The organism is Nocardioides panzhihuensis, from assembly GCF_013408335.1.
GTDB classification, from domain to species: domain Bacteria; phylum Actinomycetota; class Actinomycetes; order Propionibacteriales; family Nocardioidaceae; genus Nocardioides; species Nocardioides panzhihuensis.
The window spans coordinates 919394-939438 of record NZ_JACBZR010000001.1 but is presented as its reverse complement, the minus strand read 5'-3'; the positions used below and the strand labels follow the sequence as shown (position 1 = coordinate 939438).

The following is a 20045-nucleotide window of genomic DNA, read 5'->3' as shown; positions in this document are numbered from 1 at the left end:
CGACCCACCGAGATGACGACGTCTCTGACCAGCCGTCCAGGATCCGCGCCCGCCGGCCCCACAGCCCATCTGCGCGGCACCCGGCGGACGCGGAGCCTGGCGCTGCTCGCGCTCGCGGCCGCGGTCCTGGCGGCCGCGACCACCTCCATCGTCCTGGGCTCGCGCGAGGCGTCCTGGGCCGACATCTGGGCCGGCGTCTCCGGCCAGGCGGAGGGATTCGCCCAGGCCGCGGTCGCCAAGCGGGTGCCACGAACCGTGCTGGCTGCCGTCGCGGGAGCCGCGCTGGCGGTGTCGGGCCTGGTGCTGCAGGGCATCACCCGCAACCCGCTGGCCGATCCCGGCATCCTGGGGGTCAACACGGGCTCCTCGCTGGCCGTAGTCGCCGGTATCGCCTGGTTCGGCCTGGTCTCCCCGATCAGCTACATCTGGGTCGCCATCCTCGGCGCCGCCCTCGCATCGGCCTTCGTGTGGACCGTCGGGTCGCTGGGCCGAGGCGGCGCCACCCCGCTCAAGCTCACCCTCGCCGGCGCCGCCACCGCTGCCGCGCTGTCGTCCTTCGTCACCGCGGTCGTCCTGCCCAGACCCGATATCTCCGAGAACGTCGTCTCCTGGCAGGTCGGTGGCGTCGGCGGAGCCACCGACGACAAGCTGTGGCTGGTGGCACCGTTCCTCCTCGTCGGCGCTCTGCTGTGCGTCTGGTGCGCCCGTGGACTCAACATGCTCGGTCTCGGCGACGACCTCGCCTCCGGGCTCGGCGAGCACGTGACCCGGACCAGGCTGCTGGCAGCCGCCGGTGCCGTCACGCTCGCCGGGGCCACCACCGCTATCACCGGGCCGATCGCGTTCGTCGGACTGGTCGTGCCTCACGTCGGTCGGCTCCTGATCGGGACCGACCACCGATGGCTGCTGCCCTTCAGCGTGATGGGCGGCGCGGTGCTGCTGTTGGTCGCGGACGTCCTCGGACGCGTCGTCGCCCCGCCGACCGAGGTCGACGTCGGGATCATCACCGCCATCGTCGGAGCGCCGGTCCTCATCGCGGTCGTGCGCCAGGCCAAGGTGCGTGAGCTGTGACCCTCTCTCCGTACGCCATCGGGGCCGAGAGCGCTGCCGACGCCGCCGCGGACCTGCGCCTGGTCGTCGCGGCCCGTCGGGGCCGCGAGCGCAGGCGTCGCCAGCTGATCGCCCTCCTTACCGCACTCGTGGCGGCCGCCTACCTCGGCAGCCTGATGCTCGGCTCGACCACCTACGGACTCGCCGAGGTGGCCGCGGTCGTGTTCGGCGCCGACGCCGGCGGTGCCGAGTTCATCGTCGGACGGCTGCGGTTGCCGCGAGCCACCCTCGCGCTGGTGGTGGGGATCGCCTTCGGCCTGGCGGGCGTCACCTTCCAGACCCTGCTGCGCAACCCGCTCGCGAGCCCCGACGTCATCGGCGTGACCGAGGGCGCGAGCGCTGCCGCGGCCGTCGCCATCGTCAGCTTCTCGCTCGGCGGCCTTCTCGTCTCCTGGGTCGCGGTCGCCGCAGGGGTCGGCGTCGCGCTCACCATCTACCTGCTGGCCTATCGGCGCGGCACCGCGGCCGGTACGCGTCTGATCCTCATCGGCATCGGCATGGCCGCGATGATGCAGAGCGTCATCTCCTGGCAGCTCGAGCGCGCCACCAACTTCCAGCTCGCCGAGGCGTTGCGCTGGCTCACCGGAAGCCTGAACGGAGCGCTGTGGCGCGACGTCCTCGTGGTCCTCACGGCGGTCGTCGTGCTGGGCGGTGCCGTGCTCCTCCAGACGCGTGCCCTCGCTGCCGCACAGCTCGGTGACGATGCGGCCTCCGCGCTCGGCGTACGCATCGAGCGGACGCGACTGCTCACGATCGTCGCCGCGGTCGGACTGGTGTGCGTGGCGACGGCCGCATCCGGACCGATCGCGTTCCTCGCTCTGCTCTCCGGGCCCATCGCCGCACGGATCGTCGGCTCCCGGGGCTCCCTCCTGGTTCCGGCGGCCCTGGTCGGCGCGCTGCTCACCCTCGTCGCCGACTTCGCGGGCCAGTACGCCTTCGGCACCCGGATGCCGGTCGGCGTGGTCACGGGCATCCTCGGCGCTCCGTACCTGCTCTATCTCATCGTCCGCGTCAACAGAGTCGGAGGCACCCTGTGACCCTCAACCAGCCCGCTGACCAGCCCAACGGCCGGCCGCGCTTGGAGATCGAGAAGCTGACTCTCGGCTACGGCGACCGGGAGGTCGTGCACGATCTGGATCTCGTCATCGCACCGGGCGAGGTCACCGCCATCGTCGGTCCGAACGCGTGCGGCAAGTCGACGCTGCTTCGCTCGATGACACGGCTGTTGCCGCCCCGGACCGGCCGCGTGCTGCTGGACGGCAAGGAGGTTCATGCGACGCCGGCCAAGCAGCTCGCCCGGCGGATGGGCCTGCTGCCGCAGTCGCCGATCGCGCCGGAGGGGATCACCGTCGGCGAGCTGGTGGGCCGTGGCCGGCACCCGCACCAGCGAGTCATGACTCGCTGGTCGGAGGCCGACGACCGCGCGGTGACCGCTGCGCTTCGCGCCACCGACACCGTCGAGCTGATCGGCCGCTCCGTCGACGAGCTCTCCGGTGGCCAGCGGCAACGGGTCTGGATCGCGATGGCGCTCGCGCAGGAGACCGAGATCCTGCTTCTCGACGAGCCCACCACCTTCCTCGACATCAGCCATCAGGTCGAGGTGCTCGACCTCCTGACCGACCTCAACCGCAGCGCCGGCACCACGATCGTGATGGTGCTGCACGATCTCAACCTCGCGGCGCGCTACGCCGACAACCTCATCGCCCTGCACGACGGCCGCCTGCACTCCGCCGGCCGACCCCATGAGGTCTTGGTCCCGGAGCTCGTCCAGGACGTCTTCGGGATGCGCAGCACGGTCATCCAGGACCCTGTCTCGGACAAGCCGCTCATGCTGCCGATGGGGCGTCACCATGTCGTGGCGGTGGACGCGCTCTAGTGGGCTACGGCCGGAGAGGGCTGCGCTGGCGTCCCTGCTCGTCGAAGTTCGCGGGGTCGAGCCAGTGCTCGTGCCGCTCCCGCACGGCGGGCCACTCCTCGGCGGTGACGGAGAACCAGTCGGTGTCCCGGTTGCGTCCTTTGACGACCATGTGGTTGCGGAACCGGCCCTCGTAGCTGAACCCCAGTCGCTCCGCGGCCCGTCGTGACGGCTCGTTGAGCGCGTCGAGCTTCCACTCGAACCGCCGGTAGCCCAGCGTGTCGAACGCGTGCCACATGAGCAGGTGGATCGCCTCGGTCGCCATGCGCGTCCGGGCCAGCGACGGACCGAAGAGCACGCCACCGACCTCGATGCTCCCGTTCCCGGGGTCGACGGCGTGGTAGCCCGCGACCCCGCTCGCCCTGCCGTCGCGCTCCCCTTCCTTCGGGACGAACGCGAACGGCACGACGTCGGCGGCATCGACGAGGCCCGCCAGGTGCATCCACAGCTCCTGCAGCGAGGTGGGCATCGGGATCGGCCGGTAGGTCCACAGGTCGGCGTCCCCGGGTCCGCAGACCGCGGTGTAGAGGTCCGAGTACAGCGCCGACGAGAGCGGCGCGATCCGGACGTAGCGCCCCTCCAGAGCCACCGGCTCCGGCCACGGCCGCGCCTGCCAGCCCTCGACGAGGTCACCCACGGGATAGGAGAAGTCGGTCACGGCGGTCATTCTCGCTGACCGCCGTGACCGCTGCTCAGTAGGCCGCCGCATCCGCCGTCGCGAGCGAGCGCCGAGCTGCACCGACGGCGAGCATGCCGAGCACGCAGACCAGGAGCAGCACACCGGCGAGGATCATCACCGACTCCACGGCGAACCGGTCCGCGAGCGGCCCGAACACGATCATCGAGACCGGCATCGCCACCGACATGACGATCCCGTAGAACCCGAACACCCGGCCGCGCATCGAGTCGTCGACCTGCTCCTGCAGGACCGTCGTCGCGGGCACCAGCAGCATCTGGAACAGGATGCAGATCACCAGCCCGGCGACCGAGAACATCCAGAAGTCGGTCGAGACGCCCAGCCCGACGACGAGCACACCGACGCCGACCGAGGCGGCGACCATCAGCCGCATCCGGCGCTTCACCTTCGGCCCGAACACGGCCATCATCGCGCCACCGAGGAGCATCCCGACGCTCCAGAACAGCTCGTTGACGCCCAGCATCCAGACCTCCTCGCCGAAGCTGCGCGTGATCATCAGCGGCGTGAGGTGCGCCGGGGCGCCGGCCATGAACATGACGACCGCCACCAGCACCATCACCCAGCGCACCGAGGCGTTCCCCCTGACGTAGCGAACGCCCGCGACCAGGTCACCGAAGTAGCTCACCGGCCCTGACGAGCCGGTCGCCCGAGCCACCCGGGCCACCGGAACCAGAAGAAGCAGGAGTACGCCGGCCACGGCCGTCACCACGTCGATGAAGAAGACCGCGACGATGTCGGTGCTCGCGTAGATCCCGGCGGCCACCGCCGGCGCGAACAGCATCATCCCGGACTGGATCGTCTGCTGGACGCCGTTGACGCGCATCAGGTGCTCGGCCGGGACGATCTGCGGGAGCATGGCGTTGACCGCGGGCCCCTGGATCCCGGCCAGCGCGGAGCGGACCGCCATGGCGACGAAGATCATCCACAGGTCACCGGCCCCGGTCAGCATCAGCAGCGCGAGCACCAAGGTGGCTGCCGCGATCGTCGAGTCGGCCCCGATGATCAGGAGCTTGCGCGAGTGCCGGTCGGCCCACACCCCACCGAAGACCGACACCACCGCCTGCGGCAGCATCCCGGCCGCGACGCTCAGGGTCAGCACCGCGGCCGACCCGGTCTCGACCGTGAGATGCCACATCACCGCGTACGCGACGATCATCGACCCCAACGACGACACTGTCTGGCCACCGAGGAAGACCAGCACGTCTCGCTTCCATCGATCCGACCTCTGATCCGACCTCTGATCCAACATCGCAACCACTCCCGCGTCAGGTGGGCCGCCGTGTCGGCCCCTCACCCATCCCACGAACGGTCGCGGTCGGTTTCGACAGGCCGCGGGTCGACTACTCCGGCATCGGGTCGAAGTCGAAGGCCGGGAGACCGTCGAGACTGACAGGGTTCTTCCGGCGCCGGTACTCGGCGGAGCCGTCGACCCCCTTGCGTTCGAAGTACGCCGGGAGCAGCTCGCGCTCGCCGACGTACGACATCAGCGGGACGGCGAAGCCGCAGGAGTCGGAGACCCGCTCGATGTCCACGACGACGACCGCGCGGGCGCCGGGGAGGTCGGTGAAGCGGCCGGCCAGGGCGGCGTACTCCTCGTCGTAGCGGGTGACGACCCGGCCACGGCCATGGAAGCGGACGATGTTCGGCGCCCCGTCGAAGGCGCAGAACATCACCGTGATCCGGCCGTTCTCACGCAGGTGCGCGATGGTCTCGCTGCCGCTCCCGGTGCCGTCGACCCACGCGAAGGTGAGCTCGTCCAGCATCCCGAAGGTGCCCGGCATGCCCCGCGGTGACACGTTGACATGACCATCATCGGCGAGCGCCGCGGTGGCTACGAAGAAGACGACCTGACGATCGACGAACTCCCGTAGGCGACCCTCGACGCGCGCATGAACCTTTCCCATGCGGCAGATCGTGTCAGCAGGAACGCCGGGTCCGCCCGCAATATCCAGCGGGCGGACCGGCCCTGTCCTACTGCCCTACTCCGGGACGAGCCGGTAGGCGCCGTCGGAGGCCGAGGTGGCCATCGAGGCGTAGGCCCGCAGCGCCGCGGAGACCTTACGGTCACGGTTGGCAGGGGTGTAGGGCTTGTCGCGCTTCTCCTGAGCCGCGCGGCGCTGGTCGAGGACGAAGTCGTCGACGTCGAGCGCGATCGAGCGGTTCGGGATGTCGATGGAGATCTGGTCACCGTCCTCGATGAGTGCGATCAGGCCACCGCCGGCCGCCTCCGGGGACACGTGGCCGATCGAGAGGCCGCTGGTGCCGCCGGAGAAGCGGCCGTCGGTGATCAGCGCGCACTTCTGGCCCAGACCGCGGCCCTTGAGGAAGGAGGTCGGGTAGAGCATCTCCTGCATTCCCGGCCCGCCCTTCGGCCCCTCGTAGCGGATCACCACCACATGGCCGGCCTCGACCAACTTGCCGAGGATGCCCTCGACCGCGGCGTCCTGGGACTCGAAGACGATGGCCGTGCCGGTGAAGGTGAGGCAGTCGTCGGGGACGCCGGCGGTCTTGACGACACAGCCGTCGGGGGCGACGTTGCCCGACAGGATCGCCAGCCCGCCGTCGGCGGAGTAGGCGTGCTCGAAGTCGCGGATGCAGCCCTCTGCGGCGTCGGTGTCGAGGCTGGCCCAGAGGTTCTCTGTGGAGAACGCCTCGGTCGTACGCACCCCGCCGGGCGCGGCGAGGAAGAGGTCGAGCGCCTCCTGGCTGGGGTTCTCGGCGCGGATGTCCCAGGCGCCGAGCCACTCGTCGATGGTGTCGGAGTGGATGGTGTGGACGTCCTCGTTGAGCGCGCCGCCGCGGCGCAGCTCGCCGAGCAGGGCAGGGATGCCGCCGGCGCGGTGGACGTCCTCCATGTGGTACTTCGGACTGTTGGGGGCGACCTTGCTCAGGCACGGGACCCGGCGCGAGATCTGGTCGATGTCGTCCACGTTGAAGTCGAGCTCGGCCTCGCGGGCGGCCGCGAGCAGGTGCAGCACGGTGTTGGTCGAGCCGCCCATGGCGACGTCGAGCGCGACCGCGTTCTCGAAGGCGCTGCGGCTGGCGATGCTCCGCGGCAGGACGGACTCGTCGTCCTCCTGGTAGTAGCGGCGGCAGAGCTCGACGACCGTACGTCCCGCCTCCTCGAACAGCGCGCGGCGCTTGGCGTGGGTGGCCAGGGTCGAGCCGTTGCCGGGCAGGCTCAGGCCGATGGCCTCGGTGAGGCAGTTCATCGAGTTGGCGGTGAACATGCCCGAGCACGAGCCGCAGGTCGGACAGGCGGCGCGCTCGACCGTGTCGAGGAGCTCGTCGCTGACGTCCTCGTTGACCGAGAGCACCATCGCGTCGACCAGGTCGAGCTTGTCGTGGACCAGGCCCTCGACGGCGACCGTCTTGCCGGCCTCCATCGGGCCGCCGGAGACGAAGACCACCGGGATGTTGAGGCGCAGGCTGGCGAGCAGCATGCCGGGGGTGATCTTGTCGCAGTTGGAGATGCACACGATCGCGTCGGCGCGGTGCGCCTCGACCATGTATTCCACCGCGTCCGCGATCAGCTCGCGGCTCGGCAGCGAGTAGAGCATCCCGGCGTGGCCCATCGCGATGCCGTCGTCGACGGCGATCGTGTTGAACTCCTTGGCCACTCCCCCGGCCTCCTGGATCGTCTCGGCGACGATCTTGCCGAGGTCACGGAGGTGGACATGGCCGGGCACGAACTCGGTGAACGAGTTGGCGATCGCGATGATCGGCTTGCCGAAGTCGTCATCGGTCATGCCGGTCGCGCGCCACAGCGCGCGAGCACCCGCCATGTTGCGGCCCGAGGTCGAGGTTGCGGAGCGAAGAGTGGGCATGGCGATCAGATTACGCCCGGCGGCGTACGTCCCAGAACACGGTGACACACGCTGGACCGTCGATCGGTCTCGGCAGTTCATCCGCCTTCTACTGTCGGCCCCGTGCCCAGCCTCACACCTTCGCGGCCCGGACCACCATCACGTCGGGGATGTCGCGGAGGATCTCGCGCCAGGAGTCGCCGGCATCGGCGGAGGCCCAGACTGAGCCGTTGCGGGCGCCGAAGTAGACACCGGCCGACTCGTGGTCGTCGGCGCACATCGCATCGCGCATGACACCGACGTAGAAGTGGTCGGGCAGGCCCGAGTCGAGCGCCTCCCAGTGGTCGCCGGCGTCGCGCGAGCGCCACACGATCGGCTTGGCCTCCGGCGGGTAGCGGGACTCGCCGGCACCGATCGGGAAGGTGAAGATCGTGTCGGGCTCCTTGGGGTGGACGACCATGGCGAAGCCGAAGTCGGTGGGCAGACCGTCGGCGATGGACTTCCACGAGGCGCCCTCGTCGTCGGATCGGTAGACACCGCCGTGGTTCTGCAGGTAGAGCCGCTCGGGGCGAGACGGGTGGCGAGCAACCTTGTGGACACACTGGCCGAACTCGGGGTACTGCTGCCCCTCGGGCAGGAAGACCGCGATGATGCCGTTGTTGCGCGCCTCCCAGGACTTCCCGCCGTCACGGGTCTGGTAGACGCCGCCGGTCGAGATCGCCGCGGTCACCGAGTCCGGATCGGTGGGGTGCGGCAGGATCGTATGGAAAGCCTGTCCGCCGAACCCCTCGTTCCACTCGGTGCGGTGGGGGTGGTCCCACAGCCCGCGGACGAGCTCGAAGGACGCGCCTCCGTCCTGCGACCGGAAGATCGCGCCCGGCTCGACCCCGGCCCAGATCGTGCCATCGGGGAGGCCGGGCTGGAGCTGCCAGATCCGAGCCAGGCTCGCGTCGACGTCCTCCGGGAACGACATCGAGGTCTCGGTCCAGGTCTCACCGCCGTCGGCCGAGGCACGCACCAGCGCACCCAGCCACAGCGAGGAGCATCCGGCAAGGACTCGCCCGGTCCCGGGCTCGATCATGGCGGAGTAGATCTCCTCCATGTCATGGTGCGGACCGGTGAAGTCCCAGTCCTGCCGGGCGTCGTCAGAGCGCCCTATCCACAGACCCTTGCGGGTCCCGACCAGCAGCTGCGTACCCATGCTTCCAGCATCCACCCGCTCACCGTCTGTGGCCAGGAGATTTCAGCGAAAGAACGCCGAAGGAAAACATCTTGCCTCGTCGACGCCGGCCGGGCCCGGCTTCTTCGGCCTGGGCCACCCAGCCCCTAGCCTGAGGACATGACCAGACCTGTTGCCTGGGAGACGTTCACCGCGATCCTCTTCGACCTCGACGGCGTGATCACGCCGACCGCGGTCGTGCACATGCGTGCCTGGGAGGAGATGTTCAACGCCTACCTGCAGGAGAAGACCCCGGGCGCGCCCGCCTACACCGACCAGGACTACTTCGCCTACGTCGACGGCAAGCCCCGCTACGACGGTGTGCGTGACTTCCTCGCCTCCCGTGACATCCGGCTTCCCGAGGGCACCCCGGAGGATGCGCCTGAGCTGGAGACCGTCTGTGGTCTCGGCAACCGGAAGAACAACGCCTTCAACCTCGTGCTCGAGCGCGACGGCGTGGAGGCCTACCCCGGGTCGGTCCAGCTCCTGGACCATCTCGCCACGCTCGACGTCCGGCTCGGCGTCGTGTCCTCGTCGGTCAACGCGCCGACCGTGCTGAAGGCGGCCGGGCTCCTGGACCGGTTCGAGACGGTCGTGTCGGGAGCCGTCGCAGATGAGCAGGGGCTGCCCGGCAAGCCTGCACCGGACACCTTTGTCTACGCCGGTAAGGTCCTGGGAGCCACCCCGGGCGAGGCCGTCGTCCTGGAGGACGCCGTCTCCGGGGTGCGCGCCGGCAGGGCAGGCGAATTCGCGCTCGTCGTCGGGGTGGATCGCGGCGCAGGCCACGACACCCTCACGGCCGCCGGCGCCGATCTCGTCGTATCCGACCTTGCTGAACTCGTCCCTGATGGACACCGTCCTGATGGACACAGTCCTGAACCACCTGCTCGAGGAGCACAGCAGTGAAGACCAACGTCGGCCCGAACCCTCTGGACCGGGCCCGTTACCCCATCGACCCGTGGCGGCTGGTGGAGACCAGCTACTCCCCCGACGATCTCGGCCTGACCGAGACGATCTTCAGCGTCGCCAACGGCTATCTCGGCATGCGCGGCACCCCGGAGGAGGGGCGCCCGACCTACGCGCACGGCACCTTCATCAACGGCTTCCACGAGACCTGGCCGATCCGCCACGCCGAGAACGCCTACGGCTTCGCCAAGACCGGCCAGACCATCGTCAACGCCCCCGACGCCAAGATCATGAAGATCTACGTCGACGACGAGCCGCTGACCTTCGGCACCTCCGACCTGGAGGAGTACGAGCGGGTGCTCGACTTCCGCGAAGGCGTGCTGCGGCGACACCTGGTGTGGCGTACGCCCTCGGGCAAGCGGGTCGCGATCAACTCGACCCGGATGGTGTCGATGACCCAGCGTCACCTCACGATCCAGACCCTGGAGATCACGATGCTGAGCGGCTCGGCTCCGATCGTGGTCTCCTCCCAACTGCTCAACCGTCAGGACGGGAAGGACGAGTATCACGTCCCGTCGGCGGCGCTCGGCGAGGGCATGGACCCGCGCAAGTCCACCTCCTTCGACACCCGCGTGCTCATCCCCCAGATGTCGGTCGCCGACGAGGAGCGGATGACCCTCGGCTACCGGTGCGCCAACTCCGGGATGACGATCGCGGTCAGCGCTGCCCACCAGCTCGACACCCCGGACCCGGTCGAGACCGTCGTTCGCGCCGAGGACGATCTGGCCAAGACCGTCTTCCGGGTCGACGCGACCGAGGGCAGCACGCTGCGGCTGCAGAAGACGGTGGCGTACCACACCTCCCGCGGGGTGCCGGTGCGCGAGCTGGCCGATCGCTGCGAACGTACGCTCGACCGGGCGACCCGCCAGGGTGCGAGCCACCTGGAGCGCGATCAGCGCGACTGGTACGACGAGTTCTGGTCGGCCGCCGACGTCGAGATCTCCGCTGCCGCCGAGGCGGACACCGAGGACATCGCGGCCGCCCAGCAGGCGATCCGGTTCAACCTCTTCTCCCTCGCCCAGGCGACCGCCCGCACCGACGGGCTCGGCGTCCCCGCGAAGGGGGTCACCGGCTCCGGCTACGAGGGGCACTACTTCTGGGACACGGAGTGCTACGTCATCCCGTTCCTCTGCTACACCCAGCCCGAGGTCGCCCGCAACGTGATGCACGCCCGCTCGGTGATGCTTCCCGCGGCCCGGCAGCGCGCGCTGGAGATGGCGGCGAAGGGCGCGCTGTTCGCATGGCGCACCATCAACGGGCAGGAGGCCTCGGCCTACTACGCGGCCGGCACCGCACAGGTGCACATCGACGCCGACATCGCCTTCGCACTGATGAAGTACGTCTACGCGACCGGCGACACCGGCTACCTCGTCCGCGAGGGCGTCGACATCCTGGTCGAGACCGCCCGGATGTGGGCCGATCTCGGCTTCTGGCGCCACAACGGCGAGCCGTCCTTCCACATCCACGGCGTGACCGGGCCGGACGAGTACACCACAGTGGTCAACAACAACCTGTTCACCAACGTGATGGCCCGCTACAACCTGGAGAAGGCCGTCGAGACCATGGAGATGCTCCGCAAGGAGTATCCGCGTGAGCACGCGCAGGTCATGGGCCGGCTCGACATCTCCCCGGACGAGGTCGAGGAGTGGGGTCGCTGCGCTGCCGCGATGCACATCCCCTACGACGAGGGGCTGGGGATCCACCCCCAGGACGACAACTTCCTCGACCGCGAGGTGTGGGACCTGCCCAACACCCCCGACGACGTACGCCCCCTGCTGCTGCACTACCACCCGCTGGTCATCTACCGGTTCCAGGTGCTCAAGCAGACCGACGTGGTGCTCGCCCTCTTCCAGCAGGGCAACCGGTTCACCGCCGAGGAGAAGCGGGCCGACTTCGAGTACTACGACCCGATCACCACCGGTGACTCGACGCTGTCGGCGGTGGTGCAGTCGATCATGGCGGCCGAGGTGGGCTACCAGGACGACGCGCTGCGCTACTTCTACGACGCGCTCTACGTCGACCTGCACAACATGCACGGCAACACCGTCGACGGCATGCACATCGCCTCCACCGGCGGCGTGTGGGGTGGGCTGGCGTGCGGCTTCGGCGGGATGCGCGACTACGACGGCAAGCTCTCCTTCGACCCGCGGCTGCCGGCCGAGTGGGGCTCCCTGGTCTTCCGGGTCCAGTGGCACTCGACCCGGATGCAGGTCGCGCTGACCGCCGACCAGATCGTCTTCACCGTCATGGACACCCCCGGCGAGGAATTCGACATCCCGATCAGCGTCCGCGGCGAGGAGTTCGTGGTCGCCAAGGGCGCCCCGGTCATCGTGCCGCTCGCCGACCAGGGGCCGCGGATCGGCACCCACCTCGACGAGGAGCCGCACGGCGGCATCCGGTCCGACGGGTCGAAGATCACCGCCACCGTACCGACGCCGATCCCGCCGGAGGTCTACGAGCAGGAGCACATCGAGCGCATCGAGCACGCGACGATCCCGCACGACGGCGCGCGCGGGTCCGAGCGGCTCGCGGATGAGGCCAACACGGCGGTCAACCTCTCCAACATCTCGCAGACGGACTCGGCGCAGTAGCAGGTCTTTGCCTGGCCCTAGACTGACCGGGTGGTTCAGCGCTTCTCGAACGGTAGTTCTTCTCTCCGCGCGAGGCTGGCCCACCCGGTCGTCCTGGTCCTGATCGGGATCGCGTCGGTTCAGGTCGGCGCGACGTTCGCCAAGTCGCTCTTCGACGAGGTCACCCCGACGGCGATGGTGTGGCTGCGGCTGTCACTGTCCGCGCTGATCCTGCTGGCGATCACCCGGCCCCGGGTCCGCGGCCTCGCGCGGCGCGACTGGCTGGTCGTGGTCGCGTTCGGTGCCTCGCTGGGGCTGATGAACTGGGCGATCTACCAGGCCTTCGCACGGCTCCCGATCGGGATCGCGGTCACCATCGAGTTCATCGGTCCGCTCACGATCGCGCTGGTCACCTCCCGGCGGGCCCGGGACCTGGTCTGGGTCGCACTGGCCGCCGCGGGGGTGGTGCTGCTCGGCCTCGAGCCGGGCCGGATCTCGATCCCGGGCGTGCTGTTCGCCCTGCTCGCGGGGGCCTGCTGGGCTGCGTACATCGTGCTGTCGAAGGCGACCGGAGCGCGCTGGGAGGGGCTCGACGGGCTCGCGCTGGCCTCCACCGTCGCGGCGCTTGCGCTGACGCCTGCGGCGATGGCGTACGCCGACGGGCTCGGGTCTCCACATGTGTGGCTGATAGGGCTGATGGTCGGCCTGATGTCCTCGGTGGTGCCCTACTCCCTCGATCTCGTCGCCCTTCGTTCGATCAAGTCGGGGCTCTACGCGATCCTGATGTCTCTGGAGCCGGCCGCCGGCGCACTCGCTGCGATCCTGATCCTCCACGAGGGGCTCTCGGTCCTGCAGTGGCTGGCCATCGCCTGTGTCGTGGTCGCCTCCGCGGGGGCGACCACGACCGGGAAGTCCGAGCGTCACGTGCCGGCGGAGTCGACCCCGGCGTGACCTCGTAGGGCACATGGTGCCGCGTTTCACACAAGCGACATCGGAACGTCACTGACTCCGAATGTTCAGGTCACTACAATTCGGTGACAACTCCCCCTCTCCCTGCTCGGTCCTCGCCTGTCTCTGGAGTTGCTCCGTTGTCGTCCATCACCACCCCTGTGTCCACTGCTGCCGCCGCCCAGGTCGCCGTGCTCTTCGCCGCGCGCACCGCCGGCCGGATGGCAGGCCCGTTCCTACGCCCCATCCAGCTGCTGATCGCCTGGCCGGTGGCTTCCCAGCTCGCCGCCCGGCACAACGCCAAGGCCGCCGAGGAGGAGCTCCTGCTCCGGCGTGCGGAGCGCGAGGAGGTCGAGCACTTCCTCCGGCTGCTCGCTTCGGAGAGAATGTCTGTATGAGCGAGCGTCAGCGAACGACGGCATGACGTTGCCGAAGGCGATCGCCGAGTCCACGGTGGCGTTCCGTGACGTGCTCTCCGACGACGGCACACTGATCCGCGCCTGGACCAACGACCCCGAGGGCATCATCGACGGGCCGACGGTGCTGCTGTGCAACGGACTCGGCACCAGCCCGTGGAACTGGCCGGCGCTGTTGCACACCTCCTGCGGCGTACGCGTCGTCTCCTGGCAGCACCGCGGCACCTCCGGCTCGGCGCGCCCCATTGACCCGGAGCAGACCACGTCGAGACACTTCGCCGAGGACGCGCTGTCGGTGATGGACGCCTTCGCTCTCTCCCGGCCGGTCGTGATGGGCTGGTCGATCGGGGTCAACACCGCCTTCGAGCTGGCCGCGGACCATCCCGAACGGGTCTCCGGCGTCTTCGGGGTCGCCGGCGTGCCCGGCGACACCTTCAAGTCGATGCTGGGGCCGCTGCGACTGCCCGCCCCGGCCGCCGCGATCCTCACCCGCACCGCGTCGAAGGTGCTGCGCCGCACCGGCTCCCTCATCACCCCCGTGGCGACCCGCCTCGACCTCGGACCCCGGGCGATCGAGGTGTTCTCGAAGGCCGGCCTGATCGGCAAGGTCCCCGACCCCGAGCTCGCCGCGGCGGCGCTGGCGGAGTTCCTGACCACACCGGTCGAGTGGTACTTCCACCTCGCGCTGCGCACCTCTCAGCGCCGCTCGGTCTCACCGCGCCGGATCAAGGTGCCGGTCGTGCTGGTCGCAGGGACCCGAGACCTCATCGCCGGCGCACGCCACATGTCCCGGGTCGCCGCCCGCGTCAAGAACGGCACCTTCGTCGAGCTCGACGGCACCCACTTCGTGCAGATGGAGCAGCCCGACCGCGTCCACCAGCTGCTGCTGGCCTTCCTCGCCCGGGTCGCCGAGCACCAGCGCGCCTGATCTGCGCCGAGGCGTCACTCCGGTCGGCCGAAGCGTCAGGCGCGTCGGCCGAAGCGTCAGTCGGTGCGGCCGCGGCGAGATGTAACACGTCGTTCGTAGTACTACTCGCCCTATCGGAACGACCGGATAGTGCTACGAACGACGTGTTACACGTGCGGCACCGGCCAGATCTCGACCGACATACGTGACGCCTCGTCCGACCGGAGTGACTACTCGGCCGACCGGAGTGACGCCTCGGCCGACGGGAGTGACGTTTCGGCGGGGGTGATCATGGCTCGGCGTGCGGCTCGGCGGAGGGTGGCGAGGACGGCTGGGCCGAGGAGCGCGATGGCGATGGCGGTGGTGATCGCGCGCATGGTGTCCCAGCTGCTGGTCGAGGTGACCAGCGTATAGCGCAGGAACGTCGCCAGGTTCTCGCCGAGCGCGGCACCGGGATCGTAGGACAGGTTGCCGCTGCCCCCGGGCACCGTGACTCCGGTGAGCAGCGGCCAGCCCTGCAGGTTGAGGAGCAGCCCATAGGCGTACGAGGCGAAGATCCCGTACGCCGCGAGCAGCCCGATCTCGGCGCGGCCGCTCGCACGCGGCAGGAAGCCGGCCCCCATCGCCACCCAGGCGGCGCCGAGCATCTGATAGGGCAGCCAAGGCCCGACACCGGCGGTGACGAGCGCGGCGACGAACAGGCTCGTGCAGCCCAGCACGAACCCGAAGGCGGGGCCGAAGACGCGGCCGCCGAGGATCAGCATGAAGAAGACCAGCTCCACCCCGCCGGTGCCGGCGGAGACGGCGCGCAGCACGGCCTCGATCGCGCTGAGCACGCCCAGGACAGCGATCATCCGAGTGTCGATCCCGCCCGCGGAGAGCTCGCTCAGCAGCACCATCAGCATCAGCGGCAGCAACGCGAGGAAGATGAACGGCGGCTGCACCCGCTCGTAGCCGTGGAGCAGCAGCGGCCAGGCGAACATCATCAGGCCGGCCACGGAGATGATCGCGAGCAGGACCGCCGTGCGGGGCGAGAACCGGATCATCCCTCGCCCACCGCCTCGACGATCTCGCGCACGTGCAGCCATCCCGGGCCGAAGACCTTGCTCACCTGGGGTGCGAACGCGGGCGACTCGGCGGTCACGCTGCGTACGTCACCGGCGGAGACCACCTCGCCCTCCGCGAGCACCACCACATCGTCGGCTGCCTCGGCGACGAACTCCACGTCGTGGGTCGCCACCAGCACCGCCTTGCCCGCAGCGGTGAGCTCGCGAAGGATCTCGGCCAGCGCGTGCTTGGCGGCGTAGTCGAGGCCACGGGTGGGCTCGTCGAGGAGCACGACCGGCGGGTCAGCGCTCAGGATCAGAGACAGTGCGAGCGCGAGGCGCTGGCCCTCAGAGAGGTCGCGCGGGTGCTGGTCGTCGGGGATACCGGGGACCAGGCTGTCCAGGATCTCCCGGGTCCGCGGGCCGCCCGCGTCGCACTCCTCGGCGACCGTCTCCAGGTAGAGCAGGTCTGCCGCGGTCTGCGGAAGCAGCCCGACGAGGGTGCGTCGGGCGTCGGGATCGAGGGTCGCGGGGTCCTTGCCGTCCACGGCCACCGATCCGGCAAGCCGCTTCTGGGTCCCCTGCAGCGTCCACAGCAGCGTCGACTTGCCCGACCCGTTGCGTCCCATCAGCGCCGTCACCCGCCCCGCGGGCAGCTCGAACGAGACGTCGTGCAGGACCGGCGTACGTCCTCGGGTCACGGTGAGACCCGAACTTCTCAGGCTTTTGCTGCGCTTCTCTGGCGTTGCAACGCCTGAGAAGCGCAGCCCTGAGAAATTGGTAGAGGGCCGGTCAACCGGGTATTCCAACCCCCGCGCCCGCCGCCTCGCATCCCGCACAGTCAGCGGCAGCGGCGACCAGCCGAGCTCGCGTCCGAGCTCGACGAGCGGCGGCACGATGGGCGAGGTCTCCAGGATGTCGGCGGGGTCGCCGACGGCGACGGAACCGTCGCCGACGAGGAGCGCGATCCGGTCGGCGAACGGCACGACCCGCTCGAGACGGTGCTCGGCGACGACGACGGAGGTGCCGAGGTCGTGGACGAGCCGCGTGATGGTGGCGAGCACGTCCTCGGCGGCGGTCGGGTCGAGGGCGGATGTCGGCTCGTCGAGCACGACGACCCGCGGGTGGGTGGTCAGCACCGAGCCGATCGCGACGCGCTGCTGCTGCCCGCCCGAGAGCGTACGCAGCGACCGCTGCCGCAGCTCGGCGATCCCGAGGAGGTCGAGGGTCTCCTCGACCCGGCGCCGCATGGTCGCCGGCGCGAGCCCGAGCTGCTCCATCCCGTAGGCGAGCTCCTCCTCGACCGTGTCCGTGACGAAGCCGGCCACCGGGTCCTGCCCGACGTAGCCGATGATCCCGGCGCGTTCGCGCGGCGGCGTACGGATGATCGAGGTGCCGTCGAGCAGCAGGTCCCCTTCCAGCGCACCGCCGGAGAAGCGCGGCACCAGGCCGGCGAGGACGCCGAGCAGCGTCGACTTCCCGGACCCGGTCGGGCCGGAGACGAGCAGCAGCTCGCCCTCCTCGATGGTGAGGTCGACGTCCTTGAGCACGTGCTCGGAGGAGTCCGGCGGGGTGAAGGTGATCCTTCGCAGCTCGATCATGCGGTTGCCTCCTCCTGGACGAGTGATGCCGGAACCGGTGCGGCGACGACCGGGACCAGTCCGATGAGCACGCCTGCCAGCGCGGTCAGCGTGACCCCCGGGACGGCGCTCACCCCTGGATAGGCGATCGGGACCTGGTCGCGGGCGATCCACCAGCCCGCCGCGCCGACCGCGACCCCGCTCAGCGCCACCACGACCTCCGGCCAGCGCCACCGGTCGGGCCGGTAGACGGTCCGCGTCACCCGGCGGCCGGCGAGCCTCAGCCCTCCGGCCGCGGCCCCGGCGCCGAGCACCAGCATGGTGGCGGCCAGCCAGCCGGGCGTGGTGCCGTCCAGGACCGCGTAGACGCCGACGCAGAGGCCGACGAGGGAGACCAGCATGAGCGCCGAGGTGATCCGCCTGGTGAGGGCCGGGATCCCGGCGGTGCGGCCGTAACCGCGCGTGTCCATCCCGGCCGCCAGCGCCATCGACCGCTCCAGGGCATCCTCGAGCACCGGGACGAGGAAGCGGCGCAGCCGCTTGACCTTTCCGGTCGCACCGGAGCGCAGCCGTTGCGCGGCGCGCACCCGCTGGACCGACTCGGCCAGCTGGGGCAGCACGGTCACCGCGACCACGACGGCGGTGCCGACCTCGTAGAGAGCCGGCGGCAGCGAACGGAGCAGTCGCTTCGGGTTCGCCAGCGCGTTGGCCGCGCCGACGCAGATCACGATCGCACCCAGCCGCATCCCGTCGTAGAGGCCGGCCAGCAACGCCTCTCGGGTGAGCGGGCCGAGCAGCCGGATCCCCAGCACCCAGTCCGGGAGCGGGATCTCCGGCAGATCGATGAGCACGTGACCCGGCACGGCACCCAGAAGCACCCGGAAGAGCACCCGGGTCACGACGATGAAGAGCGCGAGGCCGACGTAGAGCCGGAACGACCTCGCCCACGGCTGGTCGCCGCGTCGCGCGGCGACCACGACCGACACCACCCCTACCAGGAGCAGGAGCAGCAGCGGGTTGGTGGTGAACGAGGCGTACGCGGCCAGGCCGATCGCCCACACCCACCAGGCGACCGGGTGCAGATCACGCGGCAGACGCGCGACCGCGGCCCTGCGGATCACATCGCTCATCGCCGACGCCACCACACGGCACCGGCGAGAGCGAAGAGACCGAGGATGCCGACCGGCGCGACCCAGGCGGGCAGCGGCTCGGGGTCGGAGCTCGGCCGCGGCTCGGTGTTCGAGCCTGTCGAGTCCTCCGGAGATGACTCCGGCGACGGGCTTGAGGGCGCCCCCACAGCATCCCCAAGCACCGTCGCCGGAGCGGTAACGACATTGTCGTCTATCCACGTGAACGCAACACCCTGCCCGGAGGTCACGGCTATTTCGGTAACATTTCTGGAGGCGTAGCTCCAGGCGCCCGAGTCGTCGGTGATCCACAGCGACCAGTAGGCGTCAGCGGGCGGCATCTGGGCGCAGCCCGCCTCCTCCGGCCGGCCCGCGACGCGGCAGACGACGCTCGGCATCGAGGTCACGAAGGTGAGCGGATGTCCCGCCTTCTCGAAGAGATCGGCGCCGGTGTCGCCCTCCTCCGGCTGGACGCAGGCGACCTTGGGACCGCCGCCCAACGCGTTCGGCTCGACCACGACGGTCACGCCCGCGCACGGTTCCACGGCGGAGGACGCGGCTGACGATGAGACTGCGGATGAGACGGGTGCGGTGGCCCCGGCGAGGATCGCCAGGGCCACCGCTACGGACCGCAGAGTCAGCACGAGCTCTTCGCGGTCGCGTCCTTGGGCAGGAAGACCAGCGACGGCAGCGCCTGTGCGGCCGCGAGGCGGTACATCCCCTCGGACTCCTTCGTCAGCCCCTTGGTGTTGCCTTCGGTCAGCGCGGCGTCGTCGTAGGCCACCGCCCCGGCGTCGTCACCACAGGTCACGACGTGGTCGGCGACCCAGGCGGCCGCCTTCTCGGCGGCAGCGGTCTCGCCGGCACGCCCGAACGCCCATCCGGCCAGGCCGGTGGTGTTGGAGTTGGCGACGTTGCCGGTGGCTGCCTTCAGCGAGCCGTCCTCGGCCTGGGTCTCCTTCAGCCAGTCCGCGCCCGACTTGACGGCCTTCTCCGCCTCCGGGCTCGCCACCGACGACAGGGCGATCAGCGCGAACGCGGTCGCGTCGGCGTCCGGGACGGCCTTCGGGTCACCGTCGCAGGTCTGGTCGGCGGCAGCGGCGTCGGCGGTGAAGGTGACCCGGAACCAGCCCTCCTCGCACTGCTGCCCGGCCAGGAACTCCGCCGCGGCCGCGGCCTTCTTGCTCTCGGCGTTGCTCAGTGCCCACACGGCGTACGACTGGCCGATGGTGTTGGAGTAGTCGGCCGCCTCCTTGTTCTTGGTGTCGAGCTTGTCGGCGATCCGGCCGTTCTCGGCGACCGTGCCCTCGAGCTGCGTGAGCAGGCCGGGGTCGGAGGCGTCGACGTTCTGCTGGAGGACGAGCGCCTTCGCGGTGGCGCCGGCCGAGGTGACGGTGCCGAAGCCGGGCGAGGTGTAGGCGGCCTTGTTCTCCATCACGGCGTCGGTGATCGTCGCGAGCTCCTCGTCGTAGCCGCCGATCTCAGCCAGCGCGATCCCGATGTCGGCGCTGAGCCCGAAGTCGTCGGTGCCGTACTGCGCGTTGCGGGCCACACCCTTTGGCGCCTGGGCGACGAGCCAGTCGGCCACCGAGGTGGACACCTTGGCGTCGTAGGTGCTCTTCTCCCCCTCCTCGATGGCCTTGTCGCCGCAGCCGGCGAGCGAGGTGAGGGCGAGGGCGGCGGCGATGCCGCCGAAGACGGTCTTCTTCATGGTTCCTTCCGCGCTGTTCGTCGGGAA

18 protein-coding genes are annotated in these 20045 nt (G+C 70.1%); 8 read left to right on the top strand and 10 right to left on the bottom strand.

The window, feature by feature from the left end; genetic code table 11:
* Window positions 1–12 precede the first annotated feature (12 nt).
* The 3 genes from BJ988_RS04370 to BJ988_RS04360 are packed head-to-tail and all read left to right on the top strand — an operon-like array spanning window position 13 to window position 2986.
* On the top strand, window positions 13–1071 hold the full coding sequence (locus tag BJ988_RS04370; protein WP_179656893.1) for a FecCD family ABC transporter permease: 1059 nt from the start codon (window positions 13–15) through the stop codon (window positions 1069–1071).
* Entirely contained in the window at window positions 1068–2147 is a 1080-nt protein-coding gene (locus BJ988_RS04365) for an iron chelate uptake ABC transporter family permease subunit (protein WP_218860592.1), read from the top strand. The genes BJ988_RS04370 and BJ988_RS04365 overlap by 4 nt, the downstream gene beginning before the upstream one ends.
* On the top strand, window positions 2144–2986 hold the full coding sequence (locus tag BJ988_RS04360) for an ATP-binding cassette domain-containing protein (RefSeq protein ID WP_179656892.1): 843 nt from the start codon (window positions 2144–2146) through the stop codon (window positions 2984–2986). The genes BJ988_RS04365 and BJ988_RS04360 overlap by 4 nt, the downstream gene beginning before the upstream one ends.
* A 4-nt stretch (window positions 2987–2990) precedes the next feature.
* Here the strand turns inward: BJ988_RS04360 and BJ988_RS04355 are convergent, their stop codons facing one another.
* The 5 genes from BJ988_RS04355 to BJ988_RS04335 form a co-directional block, all read right to left on the bottom strand.
* Window positions 2991–3683 (bottom strand): GNAT family N-acetyltransferase, encoded by a 693-nt coding sequence (locus tag BJ988_RS04355; protein ID WP_343051462.1) that lies wholly within the window; start codon window positions 3681–3683, stop codon window positions 2991–2993.
* Between the two features lie 34 nt (window positions 3684–3717).
* Window positions 3718–4923, bottom strand: a complete 1206-nt coding sequence (locus BJ988_RS04350; RefSeq protein WP_343051461.1) for an MFS transporter — start codon at window positions 4921–4923, stop codon at window positions 3718–3720.
* Window positions 4924–5062: 139 nt separating this feature from the next.
* Entirely contained in the window at window positions 5063–5626 is a 564-nt protein-coding gene (locus BJ988_RS04345) for a pyridoxamine 5'-phosphate oxidase family protein (RefSeq protein WP_179656889.1), read from the bottom strand.
* A 75-nt stretch (window positions 5627–5701) separates the two neighbouring features.
* Complete coding sequence (gene ilvD, locus BJ988_RS04340) at window positions 5702–7549, bottom strand: dihydroxy-acid dehydratase (RefSeq protein ID WP_179656888.1); 1848 nt, start codon at window positions 7547–7549, stop codon at window positions 5702–5704.
* Between the two features lie 112 nt (window positions 7550–7661).
* Window positions 7662–8729 carry a WD40/YVTN/BNR-like repeat-containing protein gene (locus BJ988_RS04335; protein WP_179656887.1) on the bottom strand — a complete coding sequence of 356 codons (1068 nt, stop codon included), beginning with the start codon at window positions 8727–8729 and terminating at the stop codon, window positions 7662–7664.
* A 138-nt stretch (window positions 8730–8867) separates the two neighbouring features.
* Between BJ988_RS04335 and BJ988_RS04330 the strand changes: the two genes are divergently transcribed.
* From BJ988_RS04330 to BJ988_RS04310, 5 genes are all read left to right on the top strand, one after another.
* Entirely contained in the window at window positions 8868–9653 is a 786-nt protein-coding gene (locus BJ988_RS04330; RefSeq protein ID WP_179656886.1) for an HAD family hydrolase, read from the top strand.
* Window positions 9650–12304, top strand: coding sequence for a glycoside hydrolase family 65 protein (locus BJ988_RS04325; protein WP_179656885.1), 2655 nt, complete (start codon window positions 9650–9652; stop codon window positions 12302–12304). Before BJ988_RS04330 ends, BJ988_RS04325 begins: the two co-directional genes overlap by 4 nt.
* Window positions 12305–12334: 30 nt before the next feature.
* Window positions 12335–13234, top strand: a complete 900-nt coding sequence (locus BJ988_RS04320; RefSeq protein ID WP_179656884.1) for an EamA family transporter — start codon at window positions 12335–12337, stop codon at window positions 13232–13234.
* A 158-nt stretch (window positions 13235–13392) separates the two neighbouring features.
* Window positions 13393–13629 carry a hypothetical protein gene (locus BJ988_RS04315; RefSeq protein ID WP_179656883.1) on the top strand — a complete coding sequence of 79 codons (237 nt, stop codon included), beginning with the start codon at window positions 13393–13395 and terminating at the stop codon, window positions 13627–13629.
* A 22-nt stretch (window positions 13630–13651) separates the two neighbouring features.
* Complete coding sequence (locus tag BJ988_RS04310) at window positions 13652–14575, top strand: alpha/beta fold hydrolase (protein WP_179656882.1); 924 nt, start codon at window positions 13652–13654, stop codon at window positions 14573–14575.
* Window positions 14576–14784: 209 nt separating this feature from the next.
* Here BJ988_RS04310 and BJ988_RS04305 read toward each other — a convergent pair whose 3' ends face one another.
* From BJ988_RS04305 to BJ988_RS04285, 5 genes are all read right to left on the bottom strand, one after another.
* The gene (locus BJ988_RS04305) at window positions 14785–15600 is read right to left on the bottom strand and encodes an ECF transporter S component (RefSeq protein ID WP_179656881.1); all 816 of its coding nucleotides are present in this window, start codon (window positions 15598–15600) and stop codon (window positions 14785–14787) included.
* The gene (locus BJ988_RS04300; protein ID WP_179656880.1) at window positions 15597–17201 is read right to left on the bottom strand and encodes an ABC transporter ATP-binding protein; all 1605 of its coding nucleotides are present in this window, start codon (window positions 17199–17201) and stop codon (window positions 15597–15599) included. Before BJ988_RS04300 ends, BJ988_RS04305 begins: the two co-directional genes overlap by 4 nt.
* Complete coding sequence (locus BJ988_RS04295; RefSeq protein ID WP_179656879.1) at window positions 17198–18310, bottom strand: CbiQ family ECF transporter T component; 1113 nt, start codon at window positions 18308–18310, stop codon at window positions 17198–17200. Before BJ988_RS04295 ends, BJ988_RS04300 begins: the two co-directional genes overlap by 4 nt.
* Entirely contained in the window at window positions 18307–18834 is a 528-nt protein-coding gene (locus BJ988_RS04290; RefSeq protein ID WP_179656878.1) for a hypothetical protein, read from the bottom strand. The genes BJ988_RS04295 and BJ988_RS04290 overlap by 4 nt, the downstream gene beginning before the upstream one ends.
* A 110-nt stretch (window positions 18835–18944) precedes the next feature.
* On the bottom strand, window positions 18945–20018 hold the full coding sequence (locus BJ988_RS04285) for a prenyltransferase/squalene oxidase repeat-containing protein (RefSeq protein WP_179656877.1): 1074 nt from the start codon (window positions 20016–20018) through the stop codon (window positions 18945–18947).
* Between the last annotated feature and the right edge of the window lie 27 nt (window positions 20019–20045).

What these genes read in the sequence shown, in the direction of transcription:
- BJ988_RS04370 (WP_179656893.1), top strand. Translation starts at nt 13, where the DNA reads ATGACGACGTCTCTGACCAGCCGTCCAGGATCCGCGCCCGCCGGCCCC.
- BJ988_RS04345 (WP_179656889.1), bottom strand. Translation starts at nt 5,626, where the DNA reads ATGGGAAAGGTTCATGCGCGCGTCGAGGGTCGCCTACGGGAGTTCGTC.
- ilvD (WP_179656888.1), bottom strand. Translation starts at nt 7,549, where the DNA reads ATGCCCACTCTTCGCTCCGCAACCTCGACCTCGGGCCGCAACATGGCG.
- BJ988_RS04335 (WP_179656887.1), bottom strand. Translation starts at nt 8,729, where the DNA reads ATGGGTACGCAGCTGCTGGTCGGGACCCGCAAGGGTCTGTGGATAGGG.
- BJ988_RS04330 (WP_179656886.1), top strand. Translation starts at nt 8,868, where the DNA reads ATGACCAGACCTGTTGCCTGGGAGACGTTCACCGCGATCCTCTTCGAC.
- BJ988_RS04310 (WP_179656882.1), top strand. Translation starts at nt 13,652, where the DNA reads ATGACGTTGCCGAAGGCGATCGCCGAGTCCACGGTGGCGTTCCGTGAC.
- BJ988_RS04305 (WP_179656881.1), bottom strand. Translation starts at nt 15,600, where the DNA reads ATGATCCGGTTCTCGCCCCGCACGGCGGTCCTGCTCGCGATCATCTCC.
- BJ988_RS04300 (WP_179656880.1), bottom strand. Translation starts at nt 17,201, where the DNA reads ATGATCGAGCTGCGAAGGATCACCTTCACCCCGCCGGACTCCTCCGAG.
- BJ988_RS04295 (WP_179656879.1), bottom strand. Translation starts at nt 18,310, where the DNA reads ATGAGCGATGTGATCCGCAGGGCCGCGGTCGCGCGTCTGCCGCGTGAT.
- BJ988_RS04285 (WP_179656877.1), bottom strand. Translation starts at nt 20,018, where the DNA reads ATGAAGAAGACCGTCTTCGGCGGCATCGCCGCCGCCCTCGCCCTCACC.